The 25,378-nt window shown below is 43.8% G+C and carries 21 protein-coding genes and 3 riboswitches; of the genes, 8 read left to right on the forward strand and 13 right to left on the reverse strand.

What is annotated here, in order from left to right:
* Positions 1-249: 249 nt before the first annotated feature.
* The 5 genes from Q0C11_RS09790 to Q0C11_RS09810 all read right to left on the reverse strand — a co-directional run bounded on the left by Q0C11_RS09790 (position 250) and on the right by Q0C11_RS09810 (position 5,039).
* Positions 250-636 (reverse strand): response regulator, encoded by a 387-nt coding sequence (locus tag Q0C11_RS09790; RefSeq protein WP_293007457.1) that lies wholly within the window; start codon positions 634-636, stop codon positions 250-252.
* Between the two features lie 129 nt (positions 637-765).
* Positions 766-2,223, reverse strand: a complete 1,458-nt coding sequence (locus tag Q0C11_RS09795; protein WP_293007459.1) for a TrkH family potassium uptake protein — start codon at positions 2,221-2,223, stop codon at positions 766-768.
* A gap of 11 nt (positions 2,224-2,234) precedes the next feature.
* Positions 2,235-3,686: a Trk system potassium transporter TrkA gene (trkA, locus tag Q0C11_RS09800; protein WP_293007461.1), complete on the reverse strand. Its 1,452-nt coding sequence runs from the start codon at positions 3,684-3,686 to the stop codon at positions 2,235-2,237.
* Between the two features lie 4 nt (positions 3,687-3,690).
* Entirely contained in the window at positions 3,691-4,479 is a 789-nt protein-coding gene (locus tag Q0C11_RS09805) for an inositol monophosphatase (RefSeq protein ID WP_293007463.1), read from the reverse strand.
* Positions 4,479-5,039 (reverse strand): thioredoxin family protein, encoded by a 561-nt coding sequence (locus Q0C11_RS09810; protein WP_293007465.1) that lies wholly within the window; start codon positions 5,037-5,039, stop codon positions 4,479-4,481. The genes Q0C11_RS09805 and Q0C11_RS09810 overlap by 1 nt, the downstream gene beginning before the upstream one ends.
* A 168-nt stretch (positions 5,040-5,207) precedes the next feature.
* Between Q0C11_RS09810 and Q0C11_RS09815 the strand changes: the two genes are divergently transcribed.
* The 5 genes from Q0C11_RS09815 (at position 5,208) to Q0C11_RS09835 (ending at position 12,865) form a co-directional block, all read left to right on the forward strand.
* Positions 5,208-5,954 (forward strand): 16S rRNA (uracil(1498)-N(3))-methyltransferase, encoded by a 747-nt coding sequence (locus Q0C11_RS09815; protein WP_293007467.1) that lies wholly within the window; start codon positions 5,208-5,210, stop codon positions 5,952-5,954.
* 2 nt (positions 5,955-5,956) lie between these two features.
* Positions 5,957-7,315: an amino-acid N-acetyltransferase gene (gene argA / locus Q0C11_RS09820; protein ID WP_293007496.1), complete on the forward strand. Its 1,359-nt coding sequence runs from the start codon at positions 5,957-5,959 to the stop codon at positions 7,313-7,315.
* Positions 7,316-7,419: 104 nt separating this feature from the next.
* A complete protein-coding gene (locus tag Q0C11_RS09825) occupies positions 7,420-7,698 on the forward strand; it encodes an oxidative damage protection protein (protein ID WP_293007469.1) in 279 nt (92 codons plus the stop codon).
* A 94-nt stretch (positions 7,699-7,792) separates the two neighbouring features.
* Complete coding sequence (locus Q0C11_RS09830) at positions 7,793-9,748, forward strand: CRTAC1 family protein (RefSeq protein WP_293007470.1); 1,956 nt, start codon at positions 7,793-7,795, stop codon at positions 9,746-9,748.
* A 675-nt stretch (positions 9,749-10,423) separates the two neighbouring features.
* A complete protein-coding gene (locus tag Q0C11_RS09835; protein WP_293007472.1) occupies positions 10,424-12,865 on the forward strand; it encodes a Lon protease family protein in 2,442 nt (813 codons plus the stop codon).
* Between the two features lie 206 nt (positions 12,866-13,071).
* On the opposite strand, the gene Q0C11_RS09840 is transcribed toward Q0C11_RS09835, so the two are convergent.
* The 8 genes from Q0C11_RS09840 to Q0C11_RS09875 all read right to left on the reverse strand — a co-directional run bounded on the left by Q0C11_RS09840 (position 13,072) and on the right by Q0C11_RS09875 (position 23,006).
* Positions 13,072-14,235 carry a glycoside hydrolase gene (locus tag Q0C11_RS09840; protein WP_293007474.1) on the reverse strand — a complete coding sequence of 388 codons (1,164 nt, stop codon included), beginning with the start codon at positions 14,233-14,235 and terminating at the stop codon, positions 13,072-13,074.
* Positions 14,236-14,342: 107 nt separating this feature from the next.
* Positions 14,343-14,429: riboswitch (cyclic di-GMP riboswitch) on the reverse strand.
* A gap of 156 nt (positions 14,430-14,585) precedes the next feature.
* A riboswitch (cyclic di-GMP riboswitch) is annotated at positions 14,586-14,672 on the reverse strand.
* A gap of 188 nt (positions 14,673-14,860) precedes the next feature.
* Complete coding sequence (locus Q0C11_RS09845; RefSeq protein WP_293007476.1) at positions 14,861-16,021, reverse strand: glycoside hydrolase; 1,161 nt, start codon at positions 16,019-16,021, stop codon at positions 14,861-14,863.
* A gap of 107 nt (positions 16,022-16,128) precedes the next feature.
* Positions 16,129-16,216, reverse strand: a riboswitch (cyclic di-GMP riboswitch).
* Positions 16,217-16,573: 357 nt separating this feature from the next.
* Entirely contained in the window at positions 16,574-17,299 is a 726-nt protein-coding gene (locus Q0C11_RS09850; protein WP_293007478.1) for a glycosyltransferase, read from the reverse strand.
* Between the two features lie 79 nt (positions 17,300-17,378).
* On the reverse strand, positions 17,379-17,969 hold the full coding sequence (locus tag Q0C11_RS09855; protein ID WP_293007480.1) for a protoglobin domain-containing protein: 591 nt from the start codon (positions 17,967-17,969) through the stop codon (positions 17,379-17,381).
* Between the two features lie 185 nt (positions 17,970-18,154).
* Positions 18,155-19,570 carry an FGGY family carbohydrate kinase gene (locus Q0C11_RS09860; RefSeq protein WP_293007482.1) on the reverse strand — a complete coding sequence of 472 codons (1,416 nt, stop codon included), beginning with the start codon at positions 19,568-19,570 and terminating at the stop codon, positions 18,155-18,157.
* Positions 19,543-21,132: a glycerol-3-phosphate dehydrogenase/oxidase gene (locus Q0C11_RS09865; RefSeq protein ID WP_293007484.1), complete on the reverse strand. Its 1,590-nt coding sequence runs from the start codon at positions 21,130-21,132 to the stop codon at positions 19,543-19,545. The genes Q0C11_RS09860 and Q0C11_RS09865 overlap by 28 nt, the downstream gene beginning before the upstream one ends.
* On the reverse strand, positions 21,129-21,890 hold the full coding sequence (locus Q0C11_RS09870; protein ID WP_293007486.1) for a glycerophosphodiester phosphodiesterase: 762 nt from the start codon (positions 21,888-21,890) through the stop codon (positions 21,129-21,131). Before Q0C11_RS09870 ends, Q0C11_RS09865 begins: the two co-directional genes overlap by 4 nt.
* A gap of 15 nt (positions 21,891-21,905) precedes the next feature.
* Positions 21,906-23,006 carry an ankyrin repeat domain-containing protein gene (locus Q0C11_RS09875; RefSeq protein WP_293007488.1) on the reverse strand — a complete coding sequence of 367 codons (1,101 nt, stop codon included), beginning with the start codon at positions 23,004-23,006 and terminating at the stop codon, positions 21,906-21,908.
* Positions 23,007-23,305: 299 nt separating this feature from the next.
* Here Q0C11_RS09875 and pgeF point away from each other — a divergent pair, with 299 nt between their 5' ends.
* From pgeF to Q0C11_RS09890, 3 genes are all read left to right on the forward strand, one after another.
* The gene (gene pgeF, locus Q0C11_RS09880; RefSeq protein ID WP_293007490.1) at positions 23,306-24,052 is read left to right on the forward strand and encodes a peptidoglycan editing factor PgeF; all 747 of its coding nucleotides are present in this window, start codon (positions 23,306-23,308) and stop codon (positions 24,050-24,052) included.
* A 74-nt stretch (positions 24,053-24,126) separates the two neighbouring features.
* Positions 24,127-24,927, forward strand: a complete 801-nt coding sequence (locus Q0C11_RS09885; RefSeq protein WP_293007492.1) for a ZIP family metal transporter — start codon at positions 24,127-24,129, stop codon at positions 24,925-24,927.
* Positions 24,928-24,972: 45 nt separating this feature from the next.
* The coding region (locus tag Q0C11_RS09890; RefSeq protein ID WP_293007494.1) for a DUF4019 domain-containing protein at positions 24,973-25,378 on the forward strand (406 nt) is incomplete at its 3' end.

The following is a 25,378-nucleotide window of genomic DNA, read 5'->3' on the forward strand; positions in this document are numbered from 1 at the left end:
ATCCGGTAGCCAAAACCTTCCTCTAACTTTTACTATTTCTTCCCTTCTTTTAGCTACACCTCTCAGGCTAGTCGACCTTGGGGTTCAAAGTCAAGTCATTTGTCATAAAATTACCTTCCTCTTTAAAAGGACTTTTACTCACACTTCGCTTAATTCCATTTTTATACAATTGCTAACAACTATAATCAATGTGGATGTGCAAATATTTAATCCTTATTACTAAACCCTAATCCCCTAGTGATCGGTGTATCACGCGATATAATTTCGTACTATACTAAATAAACCATCAGCGGTGAATGGTTTTGTCAGGTAACTATTAGATCCCGCTATTCTTCCCCGAGCTTTATCAAACAAACCATCTTTACTGGATAACATAACGACAGGAATTGACTGATAAATTGGATTTTTTTTAATTAACATACATGCTTGATAGCCATCCAGTCGTGGCATCGTGATATCCACAAAAATAATATCCGGGTGATTATCTACAATTTTTGACATTGCCTCGAAACCATTCTCCGCTAGAATAACTTCACATCCAAATGGCTTTAAGAAAATTTCAGCGCTCCTTCGAATTGTACTACTATCATCAATAATCATAACCTTAGTACCTTTCAAAGCATCGGTATTGTCCATACAAGCTCCTCATGATTATTAAGCAAGCCTTATAAGCAGCATATTATTGGTCATTTTTATTATTAAGTGCTTATACTGCTCAAAAATAAATTATCACTGCCCATAGTTTCTCGGTCAGTAAGTAAAGCCTCACTTCCTCCAGAAAGCTGGCACAAAAATAGCCAGTACTGTAAAAAACTCCAATCTACCCAATAGCATAGCAAAACTGCATATCCAAATTTGAAGGTCTGTCAGCGATGCATAAGTCGTTGCAGGCCCAATACCCCCAAGACCTGGGCCAAGATTATTAATGCAGGCTACCGCTGCTGAGAAAGATGTAACAGCATCCAACCCACTTAATGTTAACGCCAATGCCATTAATACAATGCTTGCTGAATAGATAAATAAAAACACAAGCACCGCAAGAATAACTCGATTAGCCAGTACGCTCCGACCTACCTTAGCTGGAATAACTGCATTAGGATGCATGATCGTAATGATTTCGCGATATACCTGCTGATACAATATGCGCGCACGGATCATTTTAATGCCACCGCCAGTAGAGCCTGAGGAAGTACAAAAACCGGATAAAAACAACATCCACAATGGAGCAAACATCGGCCACAAACTGTAATCAGCATTACTGTAACCAGTAGTCGTTGCAACTGAAACCACATTAAAAGTAGCATAGCGCAATGCAATCAGCGGTTCGGCGAAGACATTGTTAATCCATAGATAAAATGCTAACCCAAGACAGCTGAACAAAATAATCATCGCATACCAACCCACCTCGGAATCATAGCGATAAGAAATTAAACTTTTTGTCCGCCAAGCCAGAAAATGTGTAGCAAAGTTTATCCCCGCAATTAACATAAAAATGATTGCAACTGACTCTATAAGCGGCGAATCCCAATGACCATAGCTGGCATCATGAGATGAAAATCCGCCTAAGCCCAAAGTCGTAAAAGCGTGCATAACGGCGTCGAACCAATCCATACCGGCCCATTTGTAGGCAACAGCACATATCAAGGTTAAGCTTGCGTAGATTGACCATAGTCCTTTAGCTGTCTCTGCAATACGTGGGGTAAGTTTACTTTCCTTCATAGGTCCGGGTATTTCAGCATTTAGTAACTGCCGACCGCCCACCCCCAATAATGGCAAAATCGCAACCGCCAAAACTATCAAGCCCATTCCTCCAAGCCAAACCATTTCACCGCGCCATAAATTGATAGACGGTGGCAGATTATCCAATCCAGACAATACCGTGCCACCAGTCGCTGTTAATCCGGAAACTGCCTCAAAATAGGCCATACTAAGATTGAGCTCCGGCAAGTAAAACAGCAATGGCAACATAGCAAAAGCCGGTAATACTGACCAAACCAAAACAACCAGCAGGAAACCGTCTTTTATTTGTAATTCACGATGATAGCGGCGTGTCACCAACCACATGATCAAACCGCTACTCAAAGTAATCAAAATGGATTCTTCAAAGACTAACTGCGCGCCATCGTTGCCCCACAATGCCAATCCAAGAGGAACAAGCATTGTCAGTCCAAACACCGATATCATCTTACCCAGTACATTTACAACAGTAAAAAGTCGATTCATGTGATCTTGGGCTACAGAAAACCAACACTAACCTGAAACAGTTTTTCTACTTCACGAATCATCTTTCTATTGATCACGAATAAAATCACGTGATCCTCTGATTCAATAATCGTGTCATGATGAGCGATAATGACTTTGACGCCACTGTTTAATTCGCGAGTTATTTCATCTTGCTCCAATGTCGAATTCTGACCGAACAGTCCTTCCGATTTAGGCAGACCACGCACAATAGCACCTATTGTCGCGCCTTTTGGCAACTTAATCTCATCTATCCTACGCCCAACCACATTTGATGATCTGGCATCGCCATGCGCTACCAATTCTAATGCTTCCGCCGCACCGCGACGCAAGCTATGTACAGCGGCAACATCGCCATGTCGGACGTAAGCCAATAATGAACCGATCGTAACTTGCGCGGGAGATATAGCGATATCTATCCCGCTGCTTTGCACCAAATCCACATAAGCGCGACGATTAATAAGCGCAATGACTTTATGTGCCCCCATGCGCTTTGCCAATAATGCGGACATAATATTGTTTTCATCATCATTTGTGAGCGCGCAGAACATATCCATTTCGGCAATATTTTCATCGTCCAGTAAAGTTTCATCCGTCACATCGCCGTGCAATACCAACGCATTACTCAGATCACCCGCCAAACGCTCACAGGCCTGATGATTTCTCTCAATTATCTTGACCTGATAATCTTTTTCTAGGGTTAAGCCAAGTCGTCTGCCAATTTTCCCACCACCTGCGATCATCACATATTTGACCGGCTTATCCATTTTCCGAAGCTCCCGCATCACAGCCCGAATATCTTCAGTAGCAGCAATAAAAAATACTTCATCTTCCGCTTCAATCACGGTATCCCCCTCGGGAATAATCGGTCGATCTTTGCGAAAAATAGCTGCGACACGTGAATCCACATTGGGAACATGCTTCCGTAATTCCTGCAACTGTTGCCCGACCAAAGATCCTCCTTTTAATGCACGCACAGCAACCAGACTTACTTTTCCGGATGCAAAATCGAGCACTTGCAGCGCTTCGGGGAATTCGATCAGCTTCTCAATATACTCTGTCAGGATTTGTTCTGGACTAATGGCAAAATCAACACAGAAATTTTCGCTTGAGAAAATTTCCGGATATGCCGAATACTCAGTCGATCGAATCCGCGCAATTTTAGTGGGCGTATTAAATAAAGTAGCAGCCAGTTTACACGCCACCAAATTGGTCTCATCGTGCCCGGTCACTGCCAGCACCATATCTGCATCATGTGCACCAGCATTGACTAAAACAGAAGGATGCGAAGCATTGCCAACTACGGTGCGCAAATCTAAACGATCTTGCAAAAATGCCAAACGCTGCGGATCAATGTCAACCATGGTAATGTCATTGGCTTCACTCACTAAACTTTCAGCAACTGTTGAACCAACCTGGCCCGCACCCAGAATAATAATTTTCAATTACCTATTCCTTTCGGTTCTCACGTACCCAATCGCGCCACTGCATAAATAACCCAGGATCCAATGCTGCTATCACAGATCTATGCCACGGCGAACCTGCCCAATAATCATCGTGCTCAAAACCGCACATACTACCGCCTGCCTCTTTGAGAATTAGCGATCCAGCCGCATAATCCCAAGGCTTTTGCCCACCATGCAAATACAAATCAAAATAACCTGCGGCGGTATAACACCACTCCAACGCACAAGCTCCATAGTTTCTCTGTGAGGCGAACGGCGGATAGGAAGCTACTTTGGCTGCGAATTTTCGGTCAAGCCGCTTCAAATCGATATTTGCCATCGCGCTTGATAATACAGGGACATATCGCTTGAGCGGCAACGCGACTCCATTCAAAAAAGCGCCCCCGCCTTGAGTTGCATAAAACATCTCATCAGTCACTGGATTATAAATCACGCCCAGAACGCCCTTTCCTTGCTCCATAAAAGCCACTGAAATCGCAAAATAAGGTAATCCATTAAAGAAGTTGGAAGTACCATCAATCGGGTCAACACTCCACAATCCTGTATTACCCTCAATCCATTCTGCCTTCTGCTCCTGCTCGGTCATTTCCTCACCCATGGCAGCAGCCGGGCAAATTTTCTGCAACTTATCCAGTAAAGCATTCTGTGCCGCAACATCCGCCTCGGTAAAAAAACTACCATCCGCTTTAAGCTGTCGGTCCACTCGCAGATAACGCGGCATGACGACTTGCTGAGCAACTTCCCTCACTGCAGTGATAACATTTTCTAGCACTATGCCTCCGAACGCCACTTGATTGAGCAACCAATGCTAGGAATTTGTTCTTCCGGACCATGGCCGGTTTTGGCAACCTGCAACATAGCTTGAAACAAATCGCGACGAACATCTGGGGGCGCCGCTTCTTTGCGCGAGGCATCTAGGCGTCCGCGATACTGCAGCTGCAGCTGATTATTGAAACCAAAAAAATCGGGAGTACAGACTGCCCCATATTGCTTGGCTATTTCCTGGGTCTCATCCCAAACATAAGGAAAAGGAAAATTTAACTGTTTCGCAATCAAGGCCATATTTTCAAAAGAATCCTCTGGGTAGTCTGCGGGATCATTCGACATGATTGCGATAGCATTCACACCATGGAGCTTCAGCTCATTGACATCACGAACAATACGATCCTGCACCGCCTTAACATACGGACAATGATTGCAAATGAACATCACTAGCAGTCCGTTTTCACCTTTGGCGGAAGCCAAGTTATAACGCTTGCCGTCGACACCCGGCAAATCAAAATCAATAGCTTTCCAACCAAAATCACACACCGGTGTTTCCAAACTTGCCATATGCCTTCTCCCACTCTTGATAATACTGCAAAAATTACTTTCCCAGCTTGCTGCCTTTAAAATCTATATGCCAGTTAAATAATGCTAGATTCATAACATGTTATATTATCATGAGTCTATTTATTGAATTTTCCACTTGCTCCGCCACTTGCCTAAACCCAGCCCATCATGCATGCACGCTTTTATCATCCCGAGGAAATTATTGTTGGAAAAATCATCGAATTATCAGCTGAAAACAAACACCATGCAGCACGCGTACTACGGCTGAAGAATGGGGAACCAATTACGTTATTTAATGGGCTTGGCGGAGAATTCTCTGCACATATTGCAGCGATCAACAAATCTAGCACCACAGTAATCATTGATGCCTATCACGACATAGATAGGGAGTCACAGTTGTCTATTGAGCTCGCCCAAGCCATCTGCGTCAACGAAAAAATGGACTGGATCATACAAAAATCAGTAGAACTCGGCATAACTCGTATTCAACCAATTTTCACTGCACGTTGCATCGTACATTTGTCCGATGAACGCTCTTCCAGACGCCTCCAGCACTGGAAAAAAATCATCATCTCCGCCTGTGAACAATGTGGTAGAAACCATTTACCGCAAATACTCCCGTTAATTTCTCTATGGGATTGGATGAGTCAACAGAAAGCCATGCGTTCCGAGCATGATCTGCATTTCATGCTATCTACCAACGCCACAGAAGGTTTAAACAATATCCCTACACTATCCGCCGATACCAATATAGCACTTGCGATCGGACCTGAAGGCGGATTTACACCAGAAGAAGAAACGGCTACTTTACATTCCGGTTTCATTCCACTGCGTCTAGGAAAACGCATACTGCGCACCGAAAGTGCAGCTTTAGCAACTATTGCAGCGATGCAGGCACTCTGGGGAGATTATTGATGATGACTTCCAACGGTAAAATGGATTCCATGACTGAATTTGTTTCTTGGTTCCGCTCGGTCGCACCTTATATCCATTCATTCCGTGACAAAATTTTCGTCCTCGGTTTTAGCGGTGAAATGATCACCGATGCAAAATTTGTTCATTTTATTCACGACATCAACTTACTTGCCAGTCTAGGTATCCGGTTGGTACTGGTGCATGGTGCACGCCCGCAAATTCAAATGCGTCTGGATGAATCACAATTGGAAACCCAAACAGTCATGGGCATGCGAGTAACTGACCCCGCAGCATTGCAATGCGCCAAAGAAGCCGTAGGACGCGCGCATCATGAAATTGCTGCCCTGCTGTCGATGGGGTTACCTAATTCACCAATGGCCAATGCGGTTATTCGTGTCGCCAGCGGGAATTTTGTCACCGCATGCCCACATGGCATTATACAAGGCGTTGACCTGATGCACACTGGAAAGGTGCGGAGGATCAACACACAAGCGATTCGTTCGCGTTTAGAGCAAGGCGATGTAACGCTGATTTCACCATTGGGCTACTCACCAACTGGCGAAATCTTCAATCTGACAATGGAAAATGTAGCGACGGAAGTCGCAATAGCACTCAATGCCGAGAAACTGATTTTTTTGTTGGATACCGTGGATTCCAGATTCTCAGAAACCGATACGCTAGGAACGCTGCCACGTGAGCTCACTGTCGCGGAAAGTAAATTATTCTTAGAAAATAAAATCGCTGGAACAATGTCATTAATACCGGATACGCTCCGGCCATCACTACAATCGGCCACCAGAGCCTGTGAAATGGGTGTGACACGTACGCATCTGATCAATCGTCGTAACGATGGTGCTATCCTGCAAGAACTTTTCACACACCATGGCATCGGTACAATGATCTCGCAAGAAACACTTCAAGCGCTCAGAAAAGCCAAAATTGAAGATGTTGGCGGCATCTTGCGGTTGATTGAACCATTGGAAGCCGAAGGCATTCTAGTCAGGCGCGGGCGTGAATTACTGGAAATTGAAATCGACCGTTTTACAGTGCTGGAACATGACGGCATCATGTTGGGTTGTGCAGCTCTGTATCCATTTCCCGAGGAACATGCCTGCGAACTTGCCTGCTTGGCAATCCATCCGGATTATCGCGATCAAGGACGCGGCAACCATCTGCTCAAACATATCGAAAAAGAAGCTATCTCTCAAGGTATCGATATCTTATTTGTACTTACTACCCACGCGACACACTGGTTTATTGAGCACGGCTTTAGCGAAACCACAACCGCTGAGTTACCACGAGCCAAACAGAATTTATATAACTATCAGCGCCGCTCGAAGGTATTAGTTAAATACTTGTAGCTTTACCACGCATATATGTGCAGATGGTTTACTCGAGGAAATGAACACCTCATAATAACGGTTTTTTCTTTTTGAACACCTTTTTTGACTGATCTGGAGCACAAATGACAAGGATAGTAAAATGCATCAAACTAGGCCGCGAAGCTGAAGGTCTGGATTTCCAAACCTACCCCGGAGAATTGGGCAAGCGTATCTTTGAGAATGTCTCCAAAGAAGCATGGCATCAATGGATAGAACACCAAACCATGTTAGTCAACGAAAATCGCTTAAATCTTTCGGATGCAAAAGCGCGCAAATACTTGGCCGAGCAATTGGAAGCGCATTTCTTTGGTTCGGGCGCAGAACAGCCAGTCGGTTATATTCCCTCAAATAATCAATCATGAATTCCGACAGCACATTCATAGATTCTGACGAAAAATTCAAATCTAAGTTTTCATATTATAATAATATATAATCATCTCCAAGCGGACATAATGTATGTGTAAGTTACTAAAAACAATATTTTGTTTTTCTGTTTTATTTTTCTTCGGACACATCCAAACATTAAGCGCTGAAATTGCATTTGAGGATCAAACTAAATCGGCGGGCCTCACAACCTCTCTTTACACAAGCTACGGTTCAGCTTGGGGCGACTTTGATGGTGACGGCTGGCTTGACATCTGGATCGGCAACCATACGACGCGACCTCAATTGTACATAAACAATGGTAATGGCACCTTCAGTGAAAGGCTGGGTGAGTTTTGGGAGGGAGATCCCTTACGTGATGCTCATGGCGGCGCTTGGGCTGATTTTGACAATGATGGTGATCAGGATCTCATAGAACTTTACGGAAACCGTGGAGGTATTGCGGCCGACAATAAGGCGTTTTATGTTAACCATGCAAGTAGGCTAACCGATGAAGCCGCAGTGCTTGGACTGGATGATAGTTTTGGACGTGGGCGGACGCCACTGTGGCTGGACTGGAATAATGATGGTCTGCTGGATCTTTACATGACCAATGTGAAACGTCCATTTGACGATCTAGGACCTAGCCGACTGATGTTGCAGCAAAGGGACGGAACTTTTAGTCCCGTTCCCGGCATGACAAAAAAGACTATCGGAGAATTTACCCAATTGGCTTACTTCGATTCGGCTGTGCACTTGTTAACATCCGGCTGGATATTTTATCCTCAGGAACTATATCGACTCGGGAGCACTAAGCCTTTGCCCATACCTAAAACATCTCGCCATCAATTTAGATACTTACAGGATGTAGCAGTTGCAGACTTTGATGGAGATCTTGAAGATGATCTATTAGTTTTGCAGGCCCCAACGGTTAGTTCGTGGATACTTAACAAAAAAACCCGCCGCCAAGTTCTTGTCGATACACATGGAATGTCGTCAATAGAAAAAGGAAGCCTGAATTTTTGGTTCAATGGACCAACCAAATTGTTTATCCAAATTTATGGAGCATTTGATCCTTGGATTCCGAGTATGATTCATGCTGGCAAGTCTGGCATTCAGGTAGCAGAGCTTGTTCCCGAGGTTGTCGACGGCGAGAAACGGTATACTATCCAATTGATATTGGATTCTGCCAATCCTGACATGATCGGCATCGTGAACTCGGAACTGCAGGCATCACCAGGCATTTATATAGGATGGGTACCGAGTATCAGAGAGTGGCGAGTTAAGATTCAAGGAGCAGATAATCTTCGAGCAAAATTTGTATCGATCGATAGTATATTTGAGAAAGTTGCTTCAGATGGGCGTGAATTTTGGACCAAAGATCTTGGTAGCAAACTGGTGATGCTAACCCGACGCGAAGGTGAGTTTATTGTTGCTGAAAACTTTGGATATGACTTAGCAGATTCATGTCGTTCGATCGCTGTCGGCGACTTCGACAATGACATGGATCTCGATGTCTATATTACATGCGCTAACGGGCTTCGCAATAGACACAATATTTTACTCGAGAATATTGGTGGGACATTTATACCTGTGTTCAATGCAGGCGGAGCAAACACCATAAATATTGGCAACGGCGGAAGAGTCAGTATGGCTGACTACGACAATGATGGTTATCTCGACCTGCTAGTTACCGACGGAGGAAGACTTGAATACCCATTTAATTACGGACGCCAATTTCTCTTGCGCAACAAGGGCGGAAGTAATCATTGGCTAAAAATTGATCTTGTAGGCTGTCAATCTAATCGCGATGGTATCGGTGCACGCGTGATAGTCACGGCCGGCGGGATCAAGCAAGCCCGCCTGCAAGCAGGGGGTATGCGCAATGGTGTTCAAGATGATCGTCGACTGCATTTTGGTCTGGCAAAAAATTTAATTGCCGAATCGGTAACTGTGGAATGGCCTTCCGGTATTCACACAAGCCTTACAGAACTTGCGGCTAACAAGATTCACGTAGTTCAGGAAGATTCAGGATGCGCACGTCCGTAATATAAAATTAGACCATAAACAGGAGGCATACCTAGACATCCCTGAAGTAAGCACAATCATTTGAAATAGGTCGTCAGATACTTTCACCATTTCGACCGAAGATGTTACATTTCCATGTAATTACTGGTCGAAACGGTGACTAAGAATACTAAGAAGCAGTACGAGAAGCAGTACGGTTCATCAGCCCAATTTGTTTAAAGCAGACATGCTGATACAGCTTGATTCCACTGACCCAGCGCTTACACTAGCATCAACGATAACCTGACATGAATTTACCACAACATTCTCGATATACTACACGAACTCGACATGTGCACCGAGTAAGTCGCTTCAATTGGTAGCTGTGATTATTGATATTTCTTAGCTATATTATGGAAAGACATCACCCATCCTAGTGACCGCAAACTGGCGATCAGGGTCATCAATGGCCTGAACATAAGCACGGCATTGCACTCATTATTGCTCACTCTAATCGAATTACCGAATAGCAAAAACTGTAATATTCTCTAATCTTCTGATGGAGAAAGATCAAGCTGCCAGAATATATCTCTATTAACACCCATCCAGTAAAACTACTACTCCAATAACAATTGACAAAAATTTTTCAGTACCTATTAAATAGGTACAATACGGGCAATTTACGAAACATTATTGTCCTCGGATCATTATCCCAATATGTCGACTCACGTGTTAGATCCATCCCAATTACGTATTACCATTAATCCGGATTCATTGGAATTTTCAGATACTTCGGAGTTATTGCAACGCCCGTTATCCTGGATTGGACAGGAACGAGCAGAAGTAGCTGCGCGCTTTGGCTTAGGTATGATGCAGCCGGATTATCATTTATTTGTTCTAGGAGAAGCGGGATCGGGACGCACTACTTTACTGCATCAAGCGATGATTTCCGCAGCAGCCGAAAGGCATTCTTCACCAGATTTGTGCTTTTTACACAATTTTATCGCACCTGAAAAGCCATTGGCTTTGCACTTACCTTCCGGGCAAGGTCGAGTGTTGCGTCAGTTACTGCTGCGATTGGCGAAATCGTTACCAACTGATATCGCACAATGCTTGAGCGGGCAGGATTTCAAGCTTAACAGCAATCACATCGAGAAGAAGTTTAAAACAGCAGCCGATCAAGCTTACACCAAGTTGGATAAGTTTGCTGAATCCCTGCATTACACCATACATCGTGAAAACGAGCAGATCGTTTTTACTTTGCTGGATGAAAAGAGCGAGATTCTCACAGCAGAGAATTTATTAAAGTTGCCCAAGGCACACAGGATCGAAATAGAGCAAGCCGAGCAGGCATTGCGTGAAGCGATTACACAGTATCTTGATGAATTCAAGCAGGTAGAGAAAGAGAGAAATAACGAATTGTCCGCATTGCAACGACGTCTCGTACAACCTTTACTGAGTCTTGAATCAAAAAAAATCCAAAAAGAGTTACAACAGCAGTTAAGGCACAACAAGCAATTGAAGACTTTTTTCGCGCAAATGGAATCGGATATCCTCGACAATTTGGCGCTGTTTGAAACGGATAATATTGAGGAAGAAAAGCGGCATACAGAACTAAATCAGATTTTCTCCCGCTATCAGATCAACTTGGTAGTAGATAATGCGGATGTGCAGGGTGCGCCGGTCCTTATTGAGGACAATCCCTCCGCATATGCATTGTTTGGCGGCATCGATTATCAATTCGAAAATGGCAAGCTAAAAACCGATTTTATGCGCATTCGTGCCGGTAGCTTACTAAAAGCACATGGCGGGTTTCTTATGTTGCACCTCGATGATTTACTAAACGATGATTCATTATGGATAAGATTGCGGCGATTCTTGCGTAGTAAGCGGCTGCAAATCGAAGAACCAGGCTCCGCATTAACTTCCAATACACCCGTGTCCCTTGAGCCCGAATCGGTGGAAGTGAATGTCAAAATTATTCTGATCGGATCGCGTGATGCATATTACGATTTGCAGGAAATCGATCCAGAGTTTATGCGACGATTCAGGGTAAAAGTTGATTTTGCCGCAAGCTTTGTCGCCAGCACAAAAACTTATCAAGCATCGGCTGTACTCGTAGCAAATGTCTGTGCTGTTGCGCAACTACCACATTTCTCGGCGGCTTCGGTTGCGCGTTTGCTGGAAGAGTCGCACCGAGAAGTGGAGGACCAAAAGCGTCAAAGCGCTATTTTCGCGCGCATTGAAATGCTACTGCTGGAAAGTGCCGCATTTTGCAAAGCACGTCACGGCCGAATAGTAGAAGTGCCCGATGTTTCAGCAGCGCTTCAAGCACGTATACTGCGTCATAATTATCCCGATTTACGTTTACAGGAAAGTATCCTTGAGGGCGAAATCACTATTACAGTGCAGGGAATGGAAGTGGGTCAACTTAACGCACTGACGCAGATTGATTTGGGCGATCACAGTTTTGGCACCTCGATACGTATCACCGCGCGCGTATTCGCGGGAGAGGACGGGATACTTAATATTGCCCGCGAAGTGGATATGTCTGGTCCGATTCATGATAAGGGCATGTTGATATTACAAAACTACCTGACTGGACTATTTGCCCATATTGCACCGCTTGCGCTTAGTGCATCGATTGTGTTTGAGCAGGAATACACCAGCATAGAAGGAGATTCTGCATCTTGTGCCGAATTTTATGCACTGCTGTCGTCGCTGTCAGATGTGCCGCTAAAACAGAGCATTGCCGTGACAGGCGCTTTGAATCAATATGGCGAAGTCTTGCCGGTTGGAGGCATCAATGACAAGATTGAAGGTTACTTCAAACTGTGCGATAAAATGGGTTTAACCGGTGAGCAAGGAGTGTTGATTCCCCATCAGAATCGACCACATCTAATGCTGGATCGCTCGGTTATTGAAGCCGTAGAACAAGGTTTATTTACAATCCATACGATGCAGCATGTTACTCAGGGGTTGGCATTGTTGACTGGATTACCGACAGGTGTGAGCTTAGAAGATACAACAAATGGCTATTCTTCCGATACAGTTCTGGGTTATGCACAAAAAACACTGCTGACTTTCCGCCGTGCTTGTCAGTTGTTACAGCATCCAAGAAGCGAACATCGACGATTACCGACACGACCGGGTAAATGATAGTAAACCAAGCGATGTTTATTCCGCACCTGCATCGCATCAGTTACTAAAGATTAAGGAGCATGGATTTTCAATATTAACGATTGTCATAAAAAAATTAGCATCTATCTTACTTGACTCAAAACAATGATCTTCGCGAAGCTCGGGAAGACAGAAGCCTATACTGTAAAAGTATAGGCTTCTCGTCAATTTATCAAAAAAGACTACTAGTCAGTACAAGACGAATAGGCTGTTGGACATACGGGATTCAATCCACCAGCAGGATCGCTTCTTTGCTCCGTCCAATTTAATACTTCCAATACCTTCTCGTAGTAATCTGGAACCCTCGTCCAAAAAATGTAGTTAGCGCGCAAAGTATCACGTGCAAAAACCAGAATCTCTGAAATAGTTGGTTCATAGCCAGTTCCATTATTCTTCGTGTTCAGATAATTTTTTGGCATAACCGATGGCGCCATGGCCATCATGCCAGAATACTCTGAATAGTAATTATATATTCCCTGATTAGGGTCATATTGCGTAGCTTTAAAACTCAGGCTATTTTCTTCCTGAAAAGTGTCTGGACCACTCAGTGTTGCTCCCATATCCCTAAGTTGAGTTACGAGTGAATTGAGAACTGGGCGCGGATAATTTACTTCCTGAATCGTCATTGTATTGGGGAAAAACAATCGCATCTTCTGATTCACTTGAATCATATTCACATAAAATTCATCCGCTTGAGAACTGGAGATCGGCTCAAGCGGTTGTCCCATAGCGCTTTCAATCATACCGACACCCTCAAAGTTGGGATGCGAATTGTAACGCTCTCCCAGTACCTTAAATAAGGCAATCAGACGATCCCGCACTTGGGGATTCCACAACTTAATGTTATATCCCCTAATAGTGGTTGAGCCGTAATCAGAAAAAGGGAACTGCCCATTCTCATATGCAGCACCTTTTAAGTAGTCCGGCACGAGCTTCCAATTTGGATCAAACGATTTTGTTTGCACTTGAATGACAAGTCGTTTATTTCTAGCAGTCAGTTCAGCGAGGCGTTTATCAATGGATGAAAAATCATACACACCTTTTGATTTTTCTAGCTCTGCCCATAAATAACGAATTTGTATTCCGCGTAATGCTGGTGTTTCCTGGATTTCACTATATACCTGTGATAGATATGGAGAATTGTTTTTCCCCCAGCTCATTATCGTATAGTAATGGCCTGGATGCCATTTGACCGCAGTAGGATCTGTTGTTGCTAATACGTTCAACGGAGCTAGAACCATACTTATAATAAGCATTAACGTCGTTACTAAGATGTGTGTTTTTTTAACTCTCGTGCTAGTGGTTTGTGTTACCAAATTGATAGCCAATAATTGATCATTGGTTTTCATAATTAATTCCTCCTTAAAGTTTAAGGTAGGAACTGCATGGATACGCGCTGAAGTTTTGTTACTCGAGACTCAACTATCCTCATGTATGAGTAAAATGAGTTGCGTTACCTGGCAGTCCTGCCATCCTGGGGCATTTGCCCTTTAGATCAGTGACTTTGCGTCCTCTGCTTTCACAGAGTTTGCCTTTTTCAAATTGCGACACAGGATTGTGTCTGTCGCTGCTATGGAATGATGTTCATTTGACTCCTCCTTTTAATTTAGTTAAAAGGCAGGAACTGCGTGGATACGCTCAGAAGTTTTGTTACTTGAGACTCGCCTTTCCTCATGTGTAAGTAAAACGAGTTGCGTTACCTGGCGGTCCTGCCATCTTGGAGCATTTGCCCTTTAGATCAGTGACTTTGCGTCCCCTGCTTTCGCAGGGTTTGCCTTTTTCATATTTTAATACTTAATTGTCATTGCTACAGCCGTAGATAGGTCTCCATAACTGAGAAAATCTTGTTTAAAACACATTGGTCATATATAAGAAATTTAGTATTTCCAGTTGTCACTTCCTATCTACATTGCAGCTCTCTAATATCATGATAAATCACAGCCTTATCCCGCGAGTTTATCGGGAATATTATTGCTAATTCACACAAGATGAATATGCAGCCGGACAAGCGGGATTCAATCCGCCTGCAGGAAAATTCTTTTGCGCATTCTGATTTAACACTTCCAATACCTGCATATAATGTACTTCCCGCGTCCAAAAGATATAATTCGCCTCTAATTTATCTCGCGCAAAAGCCAGAATCTGAGAAATAGTTGGCACATAACCACTTCCATCACCTTTCGTATTTTTATAATTCTTTGACATAACCGTAGGAATCATGGGGATCATGCCAGCAAAATCTGAATAGTAATTATAAACACCTTGGTGAGGATCATATTGCGTTGCTTCAAAGAGCAATCCTTTTTCTTCGATAAAAAGATCTGGGCTACTCAATGCCGTCCCGATATCTTTAAGGCTGCCTACGAATGATGTGAGAATTGGACGCGGATAATTTACCTCCTGAATCGTCATTGTATTGGGGAAAAACTGACGCATTTTCTGATGCACAATGATCTTGTTGTCATAGAAGCCATTAATCTGAGCGTTTGAAACTGGCTCAATAGGCTGTCCAAAAGCAGTTTCTATCATGCCGATACCCTCAAAGTAAGGATGCGAGTTGTAACGTTTTCCCATTGCATCAAATAAGGCAGTCAGGCGATTACGCACTTGGAGATTCCACAATTTGATATTACGTCCTCTTATTTCAGTACTGCCATAATCACTCGTGTAAAATTCTCCACCTTCATACTCAGCAGTCTTCATATAGCTTGGTACAACTTGTCTCTTATTAAATGATTTTGTCTGCACCTGAATAACCAGACGTTTCCCCCTGGCGGACAGCTCAGCAAGCCGTTTATCGATGGATGAAAAATCATACACACCTTTTGATTTTTCCAGATCATTCCAGAAGTACCGGATCATCATTCCTTTCAATGCGGGTGTTGCATCAAGCTCACTATATACTTGTGACAAGTAGGTGGAATTATTTTTGCTGGAACCCTTAATTATATAATAGTGTCCTGGATGCCATTTGACTGCAGTTGGATCTATCGGAGCTGCTACTGCATTCAAGGGCACTATAATCATACTAAAAATGAACAATAGTGCAGTTACTAATATATACGCTTGTCTGATTCTCGTGCTGGTGATTAGTGTTTCCGAATTAATAATCAGAAATTGATCATTAGTTTTCATAAATAATTCCTCCTTAGAGTTTCAAGAAAGGAACTGCATGGGTACGCTCTGAAGTTTTATTACTCGTGACCTGTCTACTACATACGTGAGTAAAACAAGTGGCGTTGCCTGGCAGCCCTGCCATCATTGGGATGTTCTCCCTTTAGATCAGTGACTTTGCGCCCTCTGCTTTCGCAGAGTTTGCCCTTTTCATATTGCAATGATAATTAAGCACAAACTGTGCCACAATTTAATTTTTCACGACGCGTATCGCACTTTTAAAAACAACGGATGTTGTACAAATATTGCTATAGAGAGGAATCCGGAGGGCAAAAGCTTTATGCGGTAACAAGACATTATTTCTGTAATAGTGCGATTTTTTCTAATAACTAACCCCCTGCTGAAAATGATGGACATTTTTTGTCACATCCTGACAAAAAATAACAGGGTAATTTCCCCTTATTTCATAAACAGAGAGTAGATGCTGATGTTAGCTGAACACTAACTGTGAATCCACATATTCTAATTTTTAAGCAGAAATATGAGAACTATGATGTGATCTAAGCAGAAAATCTAACGTCTTCCATCGTACCAAATCGGCAGCTTCTTCTTGCTCTTCAATGCCTTACGAGGACTAAACAATACGCCAAAGAATTGCATGGCAATTTCTCGTCCGGTGTATAGTTGCACTTTGCGTGGTGACGTGACCAGAGGGTGGCGAGTGAGGATGGTGAATTTCAGGCCGCGCTTACGCCCCCATTTTTTCAACAATTGGCTTAAATCAATTTCATCAGCGGCGAATAACTCCTGGTTAAACCCGCCGACATCGCGAAATGCGTCGGTGCGGCATACCACCAGTGCACCGGATGCCCAAAGGAGAGTGATTGATAGCGCGGTCCAAAGTTGCATTACAGCATTGCCCCACCAAGGTAAATTTGGCATGTGCATGATACTGCCGCAACCGACATATTTCTTGCTTTCGATCATTTGCAGGATATCGCCAACCATACCTGAGTTCAATAAACTGTCGGCATCGACAAACAACAGCCAATCTCCAGTGGCAACTACTGCGCCGGCATTACGCGCACGCCCGATTTGATTGATCGGTTCAAATACCACTGTCGCACCGGCTTGTGTAGCGAGCTGTGCCGTTTTGTCCGTTGAATTGTTATCGACGACGATGACCTCATAGGTGAAACCGGGTTCTGGGTTTGCCTTGATGGATTCTTGGATAGAATTCAAACAATCCAGAATCAGTTGCTCTTCGTTAAAAGCAGGAATAACGATGGATAGGCGCATGTACCAACAGAATTTTTAAAAAAAAATGAATTTTAAGTATATTTATTGGGAGAGCAAAAAAAATACTCTCCCAAAAAGATTAGAACTCGCCTGATTTGATGTAAGGCTGTGACCACAGAATTACTTGCATCAGCACCGATTTGCGCCATGCATCTTGCATGCGATCTACATCGTCACGAGAATGGCCACCTTTTTCCAAGAACGGGCGGAGCGTGGTAGTAATCGGGATCAGCAGCGCAAAAATATAATGGATATGAATGATGGGTACGGATTTTACGTTGTCGGTGGTGTTTTTCTTCGAACTGTGATGGCGTAATCCGATTTCATATTGATAATTGAGCCAGTCTTGATTGTACTCGGCGTTGGCGGTATCCAAAATCCATTGTCCAAAGCGTTTGCGTACGCCAGCCAGGTAATCCATGTTGGGCTGACCGTCGGCCGCGTTGGTAAAATAGTGCAGCAGGAAAGGGGTTGAGCCGACAAAACCATACCATACATCCAGGATTTGCTCGACCTGATCTTTCAGTACGTCATGCGACATTTTTAGATAACGTATGTCGTCATCGCCAAACAGACTGGCTTGTTTCAGCTTGGCAAATTCATCTATGGATACGGGAGATTTTTGCAGCGAAGCGCTGCCATAGGTATAACCAGGTATATTGGTTGTCATAAGGCTTCCTTTTGAAAGGTTAAACATCATCGCATGACAGAATCAATTTTCACGATATGCAACTAATATCATGAGACTATGCAATGGATGACAATAAATTATAAATGATTTGATTGCGCAAAAAAGTGATACTCGCGATGCGGATTTTACAGGATTGGTTATTCATTCGGGTAGACTTTTTAGGATTAACCCCGGGGGGTCCTTAATAAAACATCCAACCATTTTTTCCAGCGTCGATATTTTTTCAAGAGCGCGATGTTCGTTTGCCTACTTTCTACTTTATGCATTTCTCGGCGCCAGGTTGCTTTAAATCCAGAGGCCAATACGGCAGCACCTTGCAGACTCGTTTCTTTTTGTTGCAGGTGATAAACCGGAAAGGTAGTACATTGTGCGATGCCATATTGCAAACAGGGTAGCTCGGATAAGCCTCCAGACAAATAAGCTCGAGTTAACGGTGCATGCTGGTGAAATTCTTCTAGGATACGCACAACCCGGAAAACAATCGCTTCGAGCAACAATGAAGCAACTTGCCGTGAGGTAAGTCCGGTGACAGGTTGAGAAAAATGCATACCCCAATCCTTGCGAAAATAAGGCGCTCCTAAGCCACTGGGTTCAGCCAAACAAAAAATATTGTTGCCTGCCAGATCTTCAAAGCAACACTCATTTATCGGATAAGATGCAAGCGCGGTAGCAATTGAGTTGAGCGTGCCTTCAATAGCAAACTGTACGTGCTGGTTTTCGTTTTGAAAAACTAATGTTTGCAAATAACCATCAAATGCTACTTCCTTTTTATCAAGCGAACGAATCACAAAACCGCCTGTGCCAAGATTGACCAAAGCTTCGCTCTGGCTGTCAGTCAAACTGGCAATCAGAGCCGCCGATTGATCGCCAACACTGGCTTGTAAGATTAAGCCATTGTTTAAAGCAAGATTCAATCCGGCTGAAGGTCTGATATGCGGCAAAATTAAATGGGGAATATCGAATAAATGACATAAAGCATTTGACCACTGTTGCTGATAAATATCCATCAGCAGCGTGCGCGCAGCCATGGATGCATCGGTGACAAAATGCTGCTTATCTGTCCAGCGCCAAATCAAAAATGTATCCAGCATACCGGTCAGCCATTCGCCTTGAATAAGCTTATCTCGCCATGCCGGATTTTCCCGTAACAGCACACTCAACTTAGTTGCAAAGTAATAGGGTGTTAACTGCAAACCGCTGAGTTTGTGAATGGTGTCTGACGATGCCTGCAAGTGATCACAACAACTCGTACCTCGATCATCTTGCCAGGATATTAATGGCGTTACTGGTTCACCGGTGGTTTTATCCCAGAGCAGGAAAGACGATCGTTGGCTGCATAATCCTAACGGCGGTTTGTCATGGGTTTGTGCAAGGCATTCTTTGAGGACCTGTTCAGCAGTCGCAACATAGTGCAGCACATCGCTTTCGTATCGCCCATTCCAGTTGTCGATGGCAGGTGCCGGATGAGTGACGATGTGTTGGAGCATTCCTTGTTGATCCATTAGAGCAGCTTTGATGGATGTCGTGCCCAAGTCGAGCGCGATTGCCACGGTCACTGCATGACCCGGTATCTGTCGCAACGCGTAACTTCCTGCGAAATTTGTATACTGCTCCAGTTCAAAATGCCAGCTATGTATTGAGCAATTTTTAGCACTTGATCTTCGGTGATTTTTGACAATATAAGTAAAGGCATGCGACGGCGCAGCAAATCATCCAGATGTATCACCATCTCGGTTGCTGCACAGTGCATCAAATCAGCACGAAGAAATGGTAACGAAGGAATAATTCGTTGCGCCAAATCAGGTTCCATTTCGATACGTTGGAAAATATCTACGCTACGCACACCGTGGCGACGCAACAACCAATGTGCGCTCTCCGCATCAATACCTAGTTGCGCCGCTTGGTCAGACATACGGGCAGACCAAACTATGAAATTTTCCTGCGGCGCCCAGGGGAACAAACGATCCTGAGTCGCACAAGGCAGTGAAACACCCAGTTGTGCGCATATTGCATCGACGATACGCGTAGCGTCCTGGCGCGACGAAGTGATTTTTCCACCAATGGCATAATGTACGCCGTTGGGAGCAGATTTTAATTCCCAATCGCGGCTAACAGCTGAAGGTGAACCGGAGGAAGCTGTCGATGTATTCTGCTTTAAAACCCGCACACCCGCAAAACTGCCGATGATATCGCTGCGCGTCCACGGTGTGCTCAGATAACTATTGACAGCGGTGAGCAAATAATCAATGTCGCTGTCTTCAACCGTAACTTGTTCCACATCGCCTTTGAAATCGGTATCGGTTGTTCCAAGTAGCGTTAAACCATACCACGGAATCATAAAAAATACGCGGCCATCCGATTCGGTGGTCAATAACAAAGCTTCAGCATTCAACAAAGCGGGCATGACAAGATGAACCCCCTTGGCGAGACGACACCATGCGTTGCTTGGCGCTTCCTTAGTCAGCCATTGTCCAGTCGTAAAAACAATTTGTTTGGCATCGATCCTTTGTTTATTTTGAGTAAGTTGATCTTGAATGATTGCGCCATCGGCTTTGCCATCTGTCTCCGATAGTTGTATTAATCGGCAATAATTGACGCAACAAGCGCCGACTGTTTGGGCACCTGCAATCAATTCCAAGGTCAACCGTGCGTCATCCGTTTGTGCATCAGCGTATGTGAATCCTCCTTTCAAGTTATCTTCTCTAACCATAGGAAAATGCGCGTTAAATTTCTTGACATCATAATAACGGTGATGCATGGACACATTTGCATCGCTGGCCAAATAATCATACAACGACAAGCCCAGTTTCAATTGCAATCGGTTGATGCGCTGTTGTGCGTAAACCGGAACGCCAAAGTGCAACGGCCATACACGGTGCGGCGCTACGTGCAACAGCATAGTTCGTTCCTGGAGTGATTTTCTCACTAGCTTGAAATCGTATGTTTCCAGGTAACGCAAACCGCCATGAATCAATTTGGTCGATGCTGAGGATGTCCCGCTGGCCCAATCGTTTTGTTCGACGATAGCCACTTTCAGACCGCGAAGTGCGGCATCATACGCTGTCCAGGCACCGTAAATACCACCGCCACAAATCAAAAGATCGAATGGTTGAGCGGATAATGCTGCAAAATCACGTTTCATTGATCGCGCAGTATCAGCGCTTTGTCAGGTAAATCGCTGATCAAGATATCAACCCCTAGCTGCAAAGCTTTAGTGATTTCAGCCTCACTATTGCAGGTATATACACCGACACATTTGCGTTGATCATGCAATAAATTGACCATTGCTTGATCAGCGCTTGCAATCGGTAGACAAAAACCATACAGAAAATCATGGGTAGTAAGTAATTGGCGCGCATCGACGATGGTTTGTTCGGTTTCAAAGTTATAAACCAATGGAACCCTTGGCCGGTAGCAGTGGGCATATTCAAGGCTCGCAAGATTGAAGGAGGAAACCAGCATGCCTTGCTCAGGGTTGTTGCCAATCAAATCCAGCGTTTGGCGCATTTTTGTTTGGTGGCGAGCAGGCGGTTCCCAGTCACGGCTTTTGACTTCGATCAATAAGCGGCAGCATTTGCGATAGGTGATTAGAAAGTCCTGCAGAGTCATGATGCCTTCATTTTCAGAACCTGAATTGATCAACGTTTGTAGTTGCTGATAATCGAAATCGTCAATGCGTTTATCGTTCAGTCTGATTTTATCGAGAAAGCGATCATGCCACAGCACAGTGACTTCATCCCGACTCAATTGCACATCGGTTTCAATGCCATCAATGGCATATCGTAATGCTCTGTCAAAAGCATTACGGGTATTCTCCATAGCTTCCCGATTCGCTCCACGATGCGCGAATATCATACTTTTTTTAGGAAGTGAGTAGTTATTCTCAGACATCGTGTTCATAAGTGGCATTGCGAATTATTGAGCAGCTTGCAGCAACTCGATGATGGCAGGGTCTTTGGCAATCTCAACCGCGGTTTTTCCGGTTTTGCTTTTAATCTTTATGTCAGCACCTTTGGCCAATAACAATTTTACCGCATCGGCATGGTCGTGTAAGCCTGCCCACATTAATGCGGTTACACCATCGTCATTTTGACGATTAATTTTAGCGCCGCTATCCAGTAAGATTTCTATGACCGGCACGTGCCCGTTTTGCGCGGCCAGAATCAACGGAGTAAATCCATTATTGGCTTGATGGTCTACCGTAGCGCCATGTTTGATGAGAGCTTCTACTACCTCAGTATGACCCATTAATGACGCCAAAATCAGAGGCGTTGCGTCATTCTCGTCTTTTGCGTCAACCTTAGCGCCCTTTGCCAGCAGAGCATTGACAATATCAAGATGGCCATTTTGTGCAGAGACATACAATGGCGTGGTATTGTTGACGGCTATCAGATCAACAGGGGCGTTTTTTGCTAATAAGGCTTCAACAATTGCCGTATGTCCGTTTCTTGCAGCCATGTATAGCGCGGTAGTATTGTCGGACGCCTGCACATCAATTTTTGCGCCTTTAGCCAGGAGCTTGTCGACGATGGCGCTTCTGCCTTCCAGTGCGGCAATAATCAAGGCCGTAAGTTTTTCCTGGGTTTGCAGATGAATATCCGCACCTTTTTCAAGTAGCATATCGACGATCGCTTCGTGGCCTTTTTGTATTGCCAGCATCAACGGCGTAATACCATCGGTGGTTTGCGCATTAATATCCGCGCCTTTGGCTAACAGCATATTAACGATGTCAGCATAGCCATTTTTTGCAGCAATGGTCAATGCAGTTACATCACCAGCATTTTTAATAGTTACATCAGCATTTTTTTCCAGCAATTGATCGACAATATCGGCATGTCCAAATTGGGAAGCCACAATGAGCGCAGTAAATCCCATTTCGTTTTGGTAATTAACATTGACGCCTTTTTCCAATAATTGCTTAATAGCCTCTATATTTCCAGAAAATGCAGCTTTAAGAAATTCGCTTTCATCTTCGGTTGAAGCATAGGCAAAGGATGTTAATAAAAAGATGAGCATGATTGCACACACGAAAATTTTGTGCATTGTATTAATTGAGTTTTTTATATAATTCATTGATTACACCTATATTGGGCTTGTTATTATCAACTATCGGGGTTATTAACGGGATTCAGTAATCAATGCAACACGCATTGAAATAGATTGTGACCTCATTAATAATATTTTAACTCAGAAATATCTATTTTTAGGTTTAATTCGTTGTGAGCAGGCGCTCTAATTATTACAATTTAATGGCTGCGAGAACCACAAATGATGCTTCTCGACACTTTTCTGAATATTGGTGAAATTGGATAACTATGCATGATTGGATCGTTCCTGATTGGCCTGCACCCAGTAATGTGAAAGCACTATTTACAACTCGCGCAGGCGGTGTGAGTCATGACACAAATGGTATTTATGCTTCGCTGAATCTCGGTACACACGTTTATGATAATTTGGCCGACGTCACAAAAAATCGGACTTTATTGCGCCGCTACTTACCTGCCGAGCCTAGGTGGTTAAAACAAGTACACGGGACAGTACCGATCCCGATAGATCAGACGACAACGAAAATTCCAGAAGGAGATGCGGTTTTTAGCCACAAGCGAAAAACGGTTTGCGCTGTAATGGTTGCCGATTGCTTGCCGGTATTATTATGTAATACAGCGGGCACTACAGTGGGTATCGTACACGCCGGTTGGCGCGGCTTGGCTGGAGGTATTATTGAAGAATCTATCAAAGCTATGCAAGCAGATCATGGTGAGCTGATAGCGTGGCTGGGGCCAGCAATTGGCCCGAATCACTTTGAAGTCGGCCCCGATGTGTACAAAGCCTTTGTTCAGTATGACACACAGGCGAAACAAGGATTTGTAGCCAAGAGCGGACAACAAGGAGGAAAATGGCTGGCGGATATCTTTCTGTTGGCACGCCAACGTTTGACAAGCAGTGGCATTACTCAGATTTATGGTGGAGGGATCTGTACTTTCAGCGATTCTGTGCGTTTCTTTTCGCATCGTCGGGATGGTGTAACCGGACGCATGGCCGCTTTAATCTGGTTTGAATAAAACTCTCCTCCTTAACTTGTTATTTATTGCACTGCAACAGCGTATAATCCCGCCTTTCTTATTTAATTCGTGCTATGTCAACGCTTACCTGGATTATTGCTGTCAGTTTGCTGGGCGGCGTATTGAGTTTGTTTGTTGCCGCAATATTGGCATTCAACGCCCGTGTGTCATGGCTCTCAGTACTCATATCCTATGCCATTGGTGCATTATTAGGCGTTGCCTTTTTAAATACCTTGCCAGAAGCACTTGAACATTCAGATAATCCAACGCAAGTAACCATCTTTGTATTATTCGGTATCTTAGTTTTTTTTATCCTGGAAAAACTGGTGTTATGGCGACATTGTCATTTAGAGGATTGTGAAGCACATGATCCACTACATGGTGTTGCGGCAACCCCAGGTAATCTTCCTGAACATGATCATGGACGCAGTGGAATGATGGTGATCGTGGGGGATACCTTCCATAATTTTGTCGATGGTATTCTGATCGCAGCTTCATTCATGGTAGATGTCCAATTAGGCATTGTGACATCGATTGCAATTATTGCTCACGAAATACCGCAAGAAGCGGGTGATTTCATTATTCTGCTGAATTCTGGTTATACGCGCCGCATGGCATTTCTAATGAATTTAGTGTCTAGTTTAGCTACTTTGGTAGGCGGTGTGCTAGCCTATTTTATGCTGAATGAAATGGATTATTTGATCCTGCCATTACTTGGAATTGCTTCAGCGAGCATGATTTATGTAGCCATGTCGGATTTGATTCCAAGCTTACATAAACGCCCGGAGATTCATGCTACCATCCAGCAAGTTATTCTTATTTTGTTAGGAATTTCTTCTATCTGGCTGGTGGGAAATATTTTCCCCCATACCTAGTCAAACAAGGTAATGACGTTACACGAAAAAATTTAGAGATTCTTCATGATAAAACGATTATTTGCGATATTTCTGTTACTTTTATTTACCAATACGGTGTATGCCGAAAAGAGTGATATTCTCGAAAAGGTTGAAAGTAGCGCGCGTTCTTGGTTAGGATCGGTTGATCGTGGGCAATATAAAGAAAGCTGGGAAAACTCATCTCCACTATTAAGAGCTAAAACACCCGAAGCGGAATGGATCAAATCATTGACTGCAATTAGGTCATCGCGTGGCGCCATGAATACCCGATATATTGCGACAGCAAGCGCAGCAAAATCATTATCGGGATTTCCTGACGGGGATTATGTAATCTTACAGTTCTATACAACTTTTACTGAAAAAGGTTTGATTCTGGAGACAGTAACACTGGCCAAAACTCAAGATGGAACATGGCAAGTTTCTGAATATG

Origin of the sequence: Nitrosomonas sp., assembly GCF_022842015.1 — a bacterium.
Taxonomy (GTDB): Bacteria; Pseudomonadota; Gammaproteobacteria; order Burkholderiales; family Nitrosomonadaceae; genus Nitrosomonas.

Coding starts and splice junctions, on each gene's coding strand:
- Q0C11_RS09870 (WP_293007486.1), bottom strand. CDS start 21,890: ATGAACACGATGTCTGAGAATAACTACTCACTTCCTAAAAAAAGTATG.
- Q0C11_RS09845 (WP_293007476.1), bottom strand. CDS start 16,021: ATGAAAACTAATGATCAATTTCTGATTATTAATTCGGAAACACTAATC.
- argA (WP_293007496.1), top strand. CDS start 5,957: ATGACTTCCAACGGTAAAATGGATTCCATGACTGAATTTGTTTCTTGG.
- Q0C11_RS09830 (WP_293007470.1), top strand. CDS start 7,793: ATGTGTAAGTTACTAAAAACAATATTTTGTTTTTCTGTTTTATTTTTC.
- Q0C11_RS09865 (WP_293007484.1), bottom strand. CDS start 21,132: ATGAAACGTGATTTTGCAGCATTATCCGCTCAACCATTCGATCTTTTG.
- Q0C11_RS09810 (WP_293007465.1), bottom strand. CDS start 5,039: ATGGCAAGTTTGGAAACACCGGTGTGTGATTTTGGTTGGAAAGCTATT.
- Q0C11_RS09885 (WP_293007492.1), top strand. CDS start 24,127: ATGTCAACGCTTACCTGGATTATTGCTGTCAGTTTGCTGGGCGGCGTA.
- Q0C11_RS09855 (WP_293007480.1), bottom strand. CDS start 17,969: ATGACAACCAATATACCTGGTTATACCTATGGCAGCGCTTCGCTGCAA.
- Q0C11_RS09840 (WP_293007474.1), bottom strand. CDS start 14,235: ATGAAAACCAATGATCAATTATTGGCTATCAATTTGGTAACACAAACC.
- Q0C11_RS09825 (WP_293007469.1), top strand. CDS start 7,420: ATGACAAGGATAGTAAAATGCATCAAACTAGGCCGCGAAGCTGAAGGT.
- Q0C11_RS09875 (WP_293007488.1), bottom strand. CDS start 23,006: ATGCTCATCTTTTTATTAACATCCTTTGCCTATGCTTCAACCGAAGAT.
- Q0C11_RS09835 (WP_293007472.1), top strand. CDS start 10,424: ATGTCGACTCACGTGTTAGATCCATCCCAATTACGTATTACCATTAAT.
- Q0C11_RS09850 (WP_293007478.1), bottom strand. CDS start 17,299: ATGCGCCTATCCATCGTTATTCCTGCTTTTAACGAAGAGCAACTGATT.
- Q0C11_RS09790 (WP_293007457.1), bottom strand. CDS start 636: ATGGACAATACCGATGCTTTGAAAGGTACTAAGGTTATGATTATTGAT.
- pgeF (WP_293007490.1), top strand. CDS start 23,306: ATGCATGATTGGATCGTTCCTGATTGGCCTGCACCCAGTAATGTGAAA.
- Q0C11_RS09795 (WP_293007459.1), bottom strand. CDS start 2,223: ATGAATCGACTTTTTACTGTTGTAAATGTACTGGGTAAGATGATATCG.
- Q0C11_RS09815 (WP_293007467.1), top strand. CDS start 5,208: ATGCATGCACGCTTTTATCATCCCGAGGAAATTATTGTTGGAAAAATC.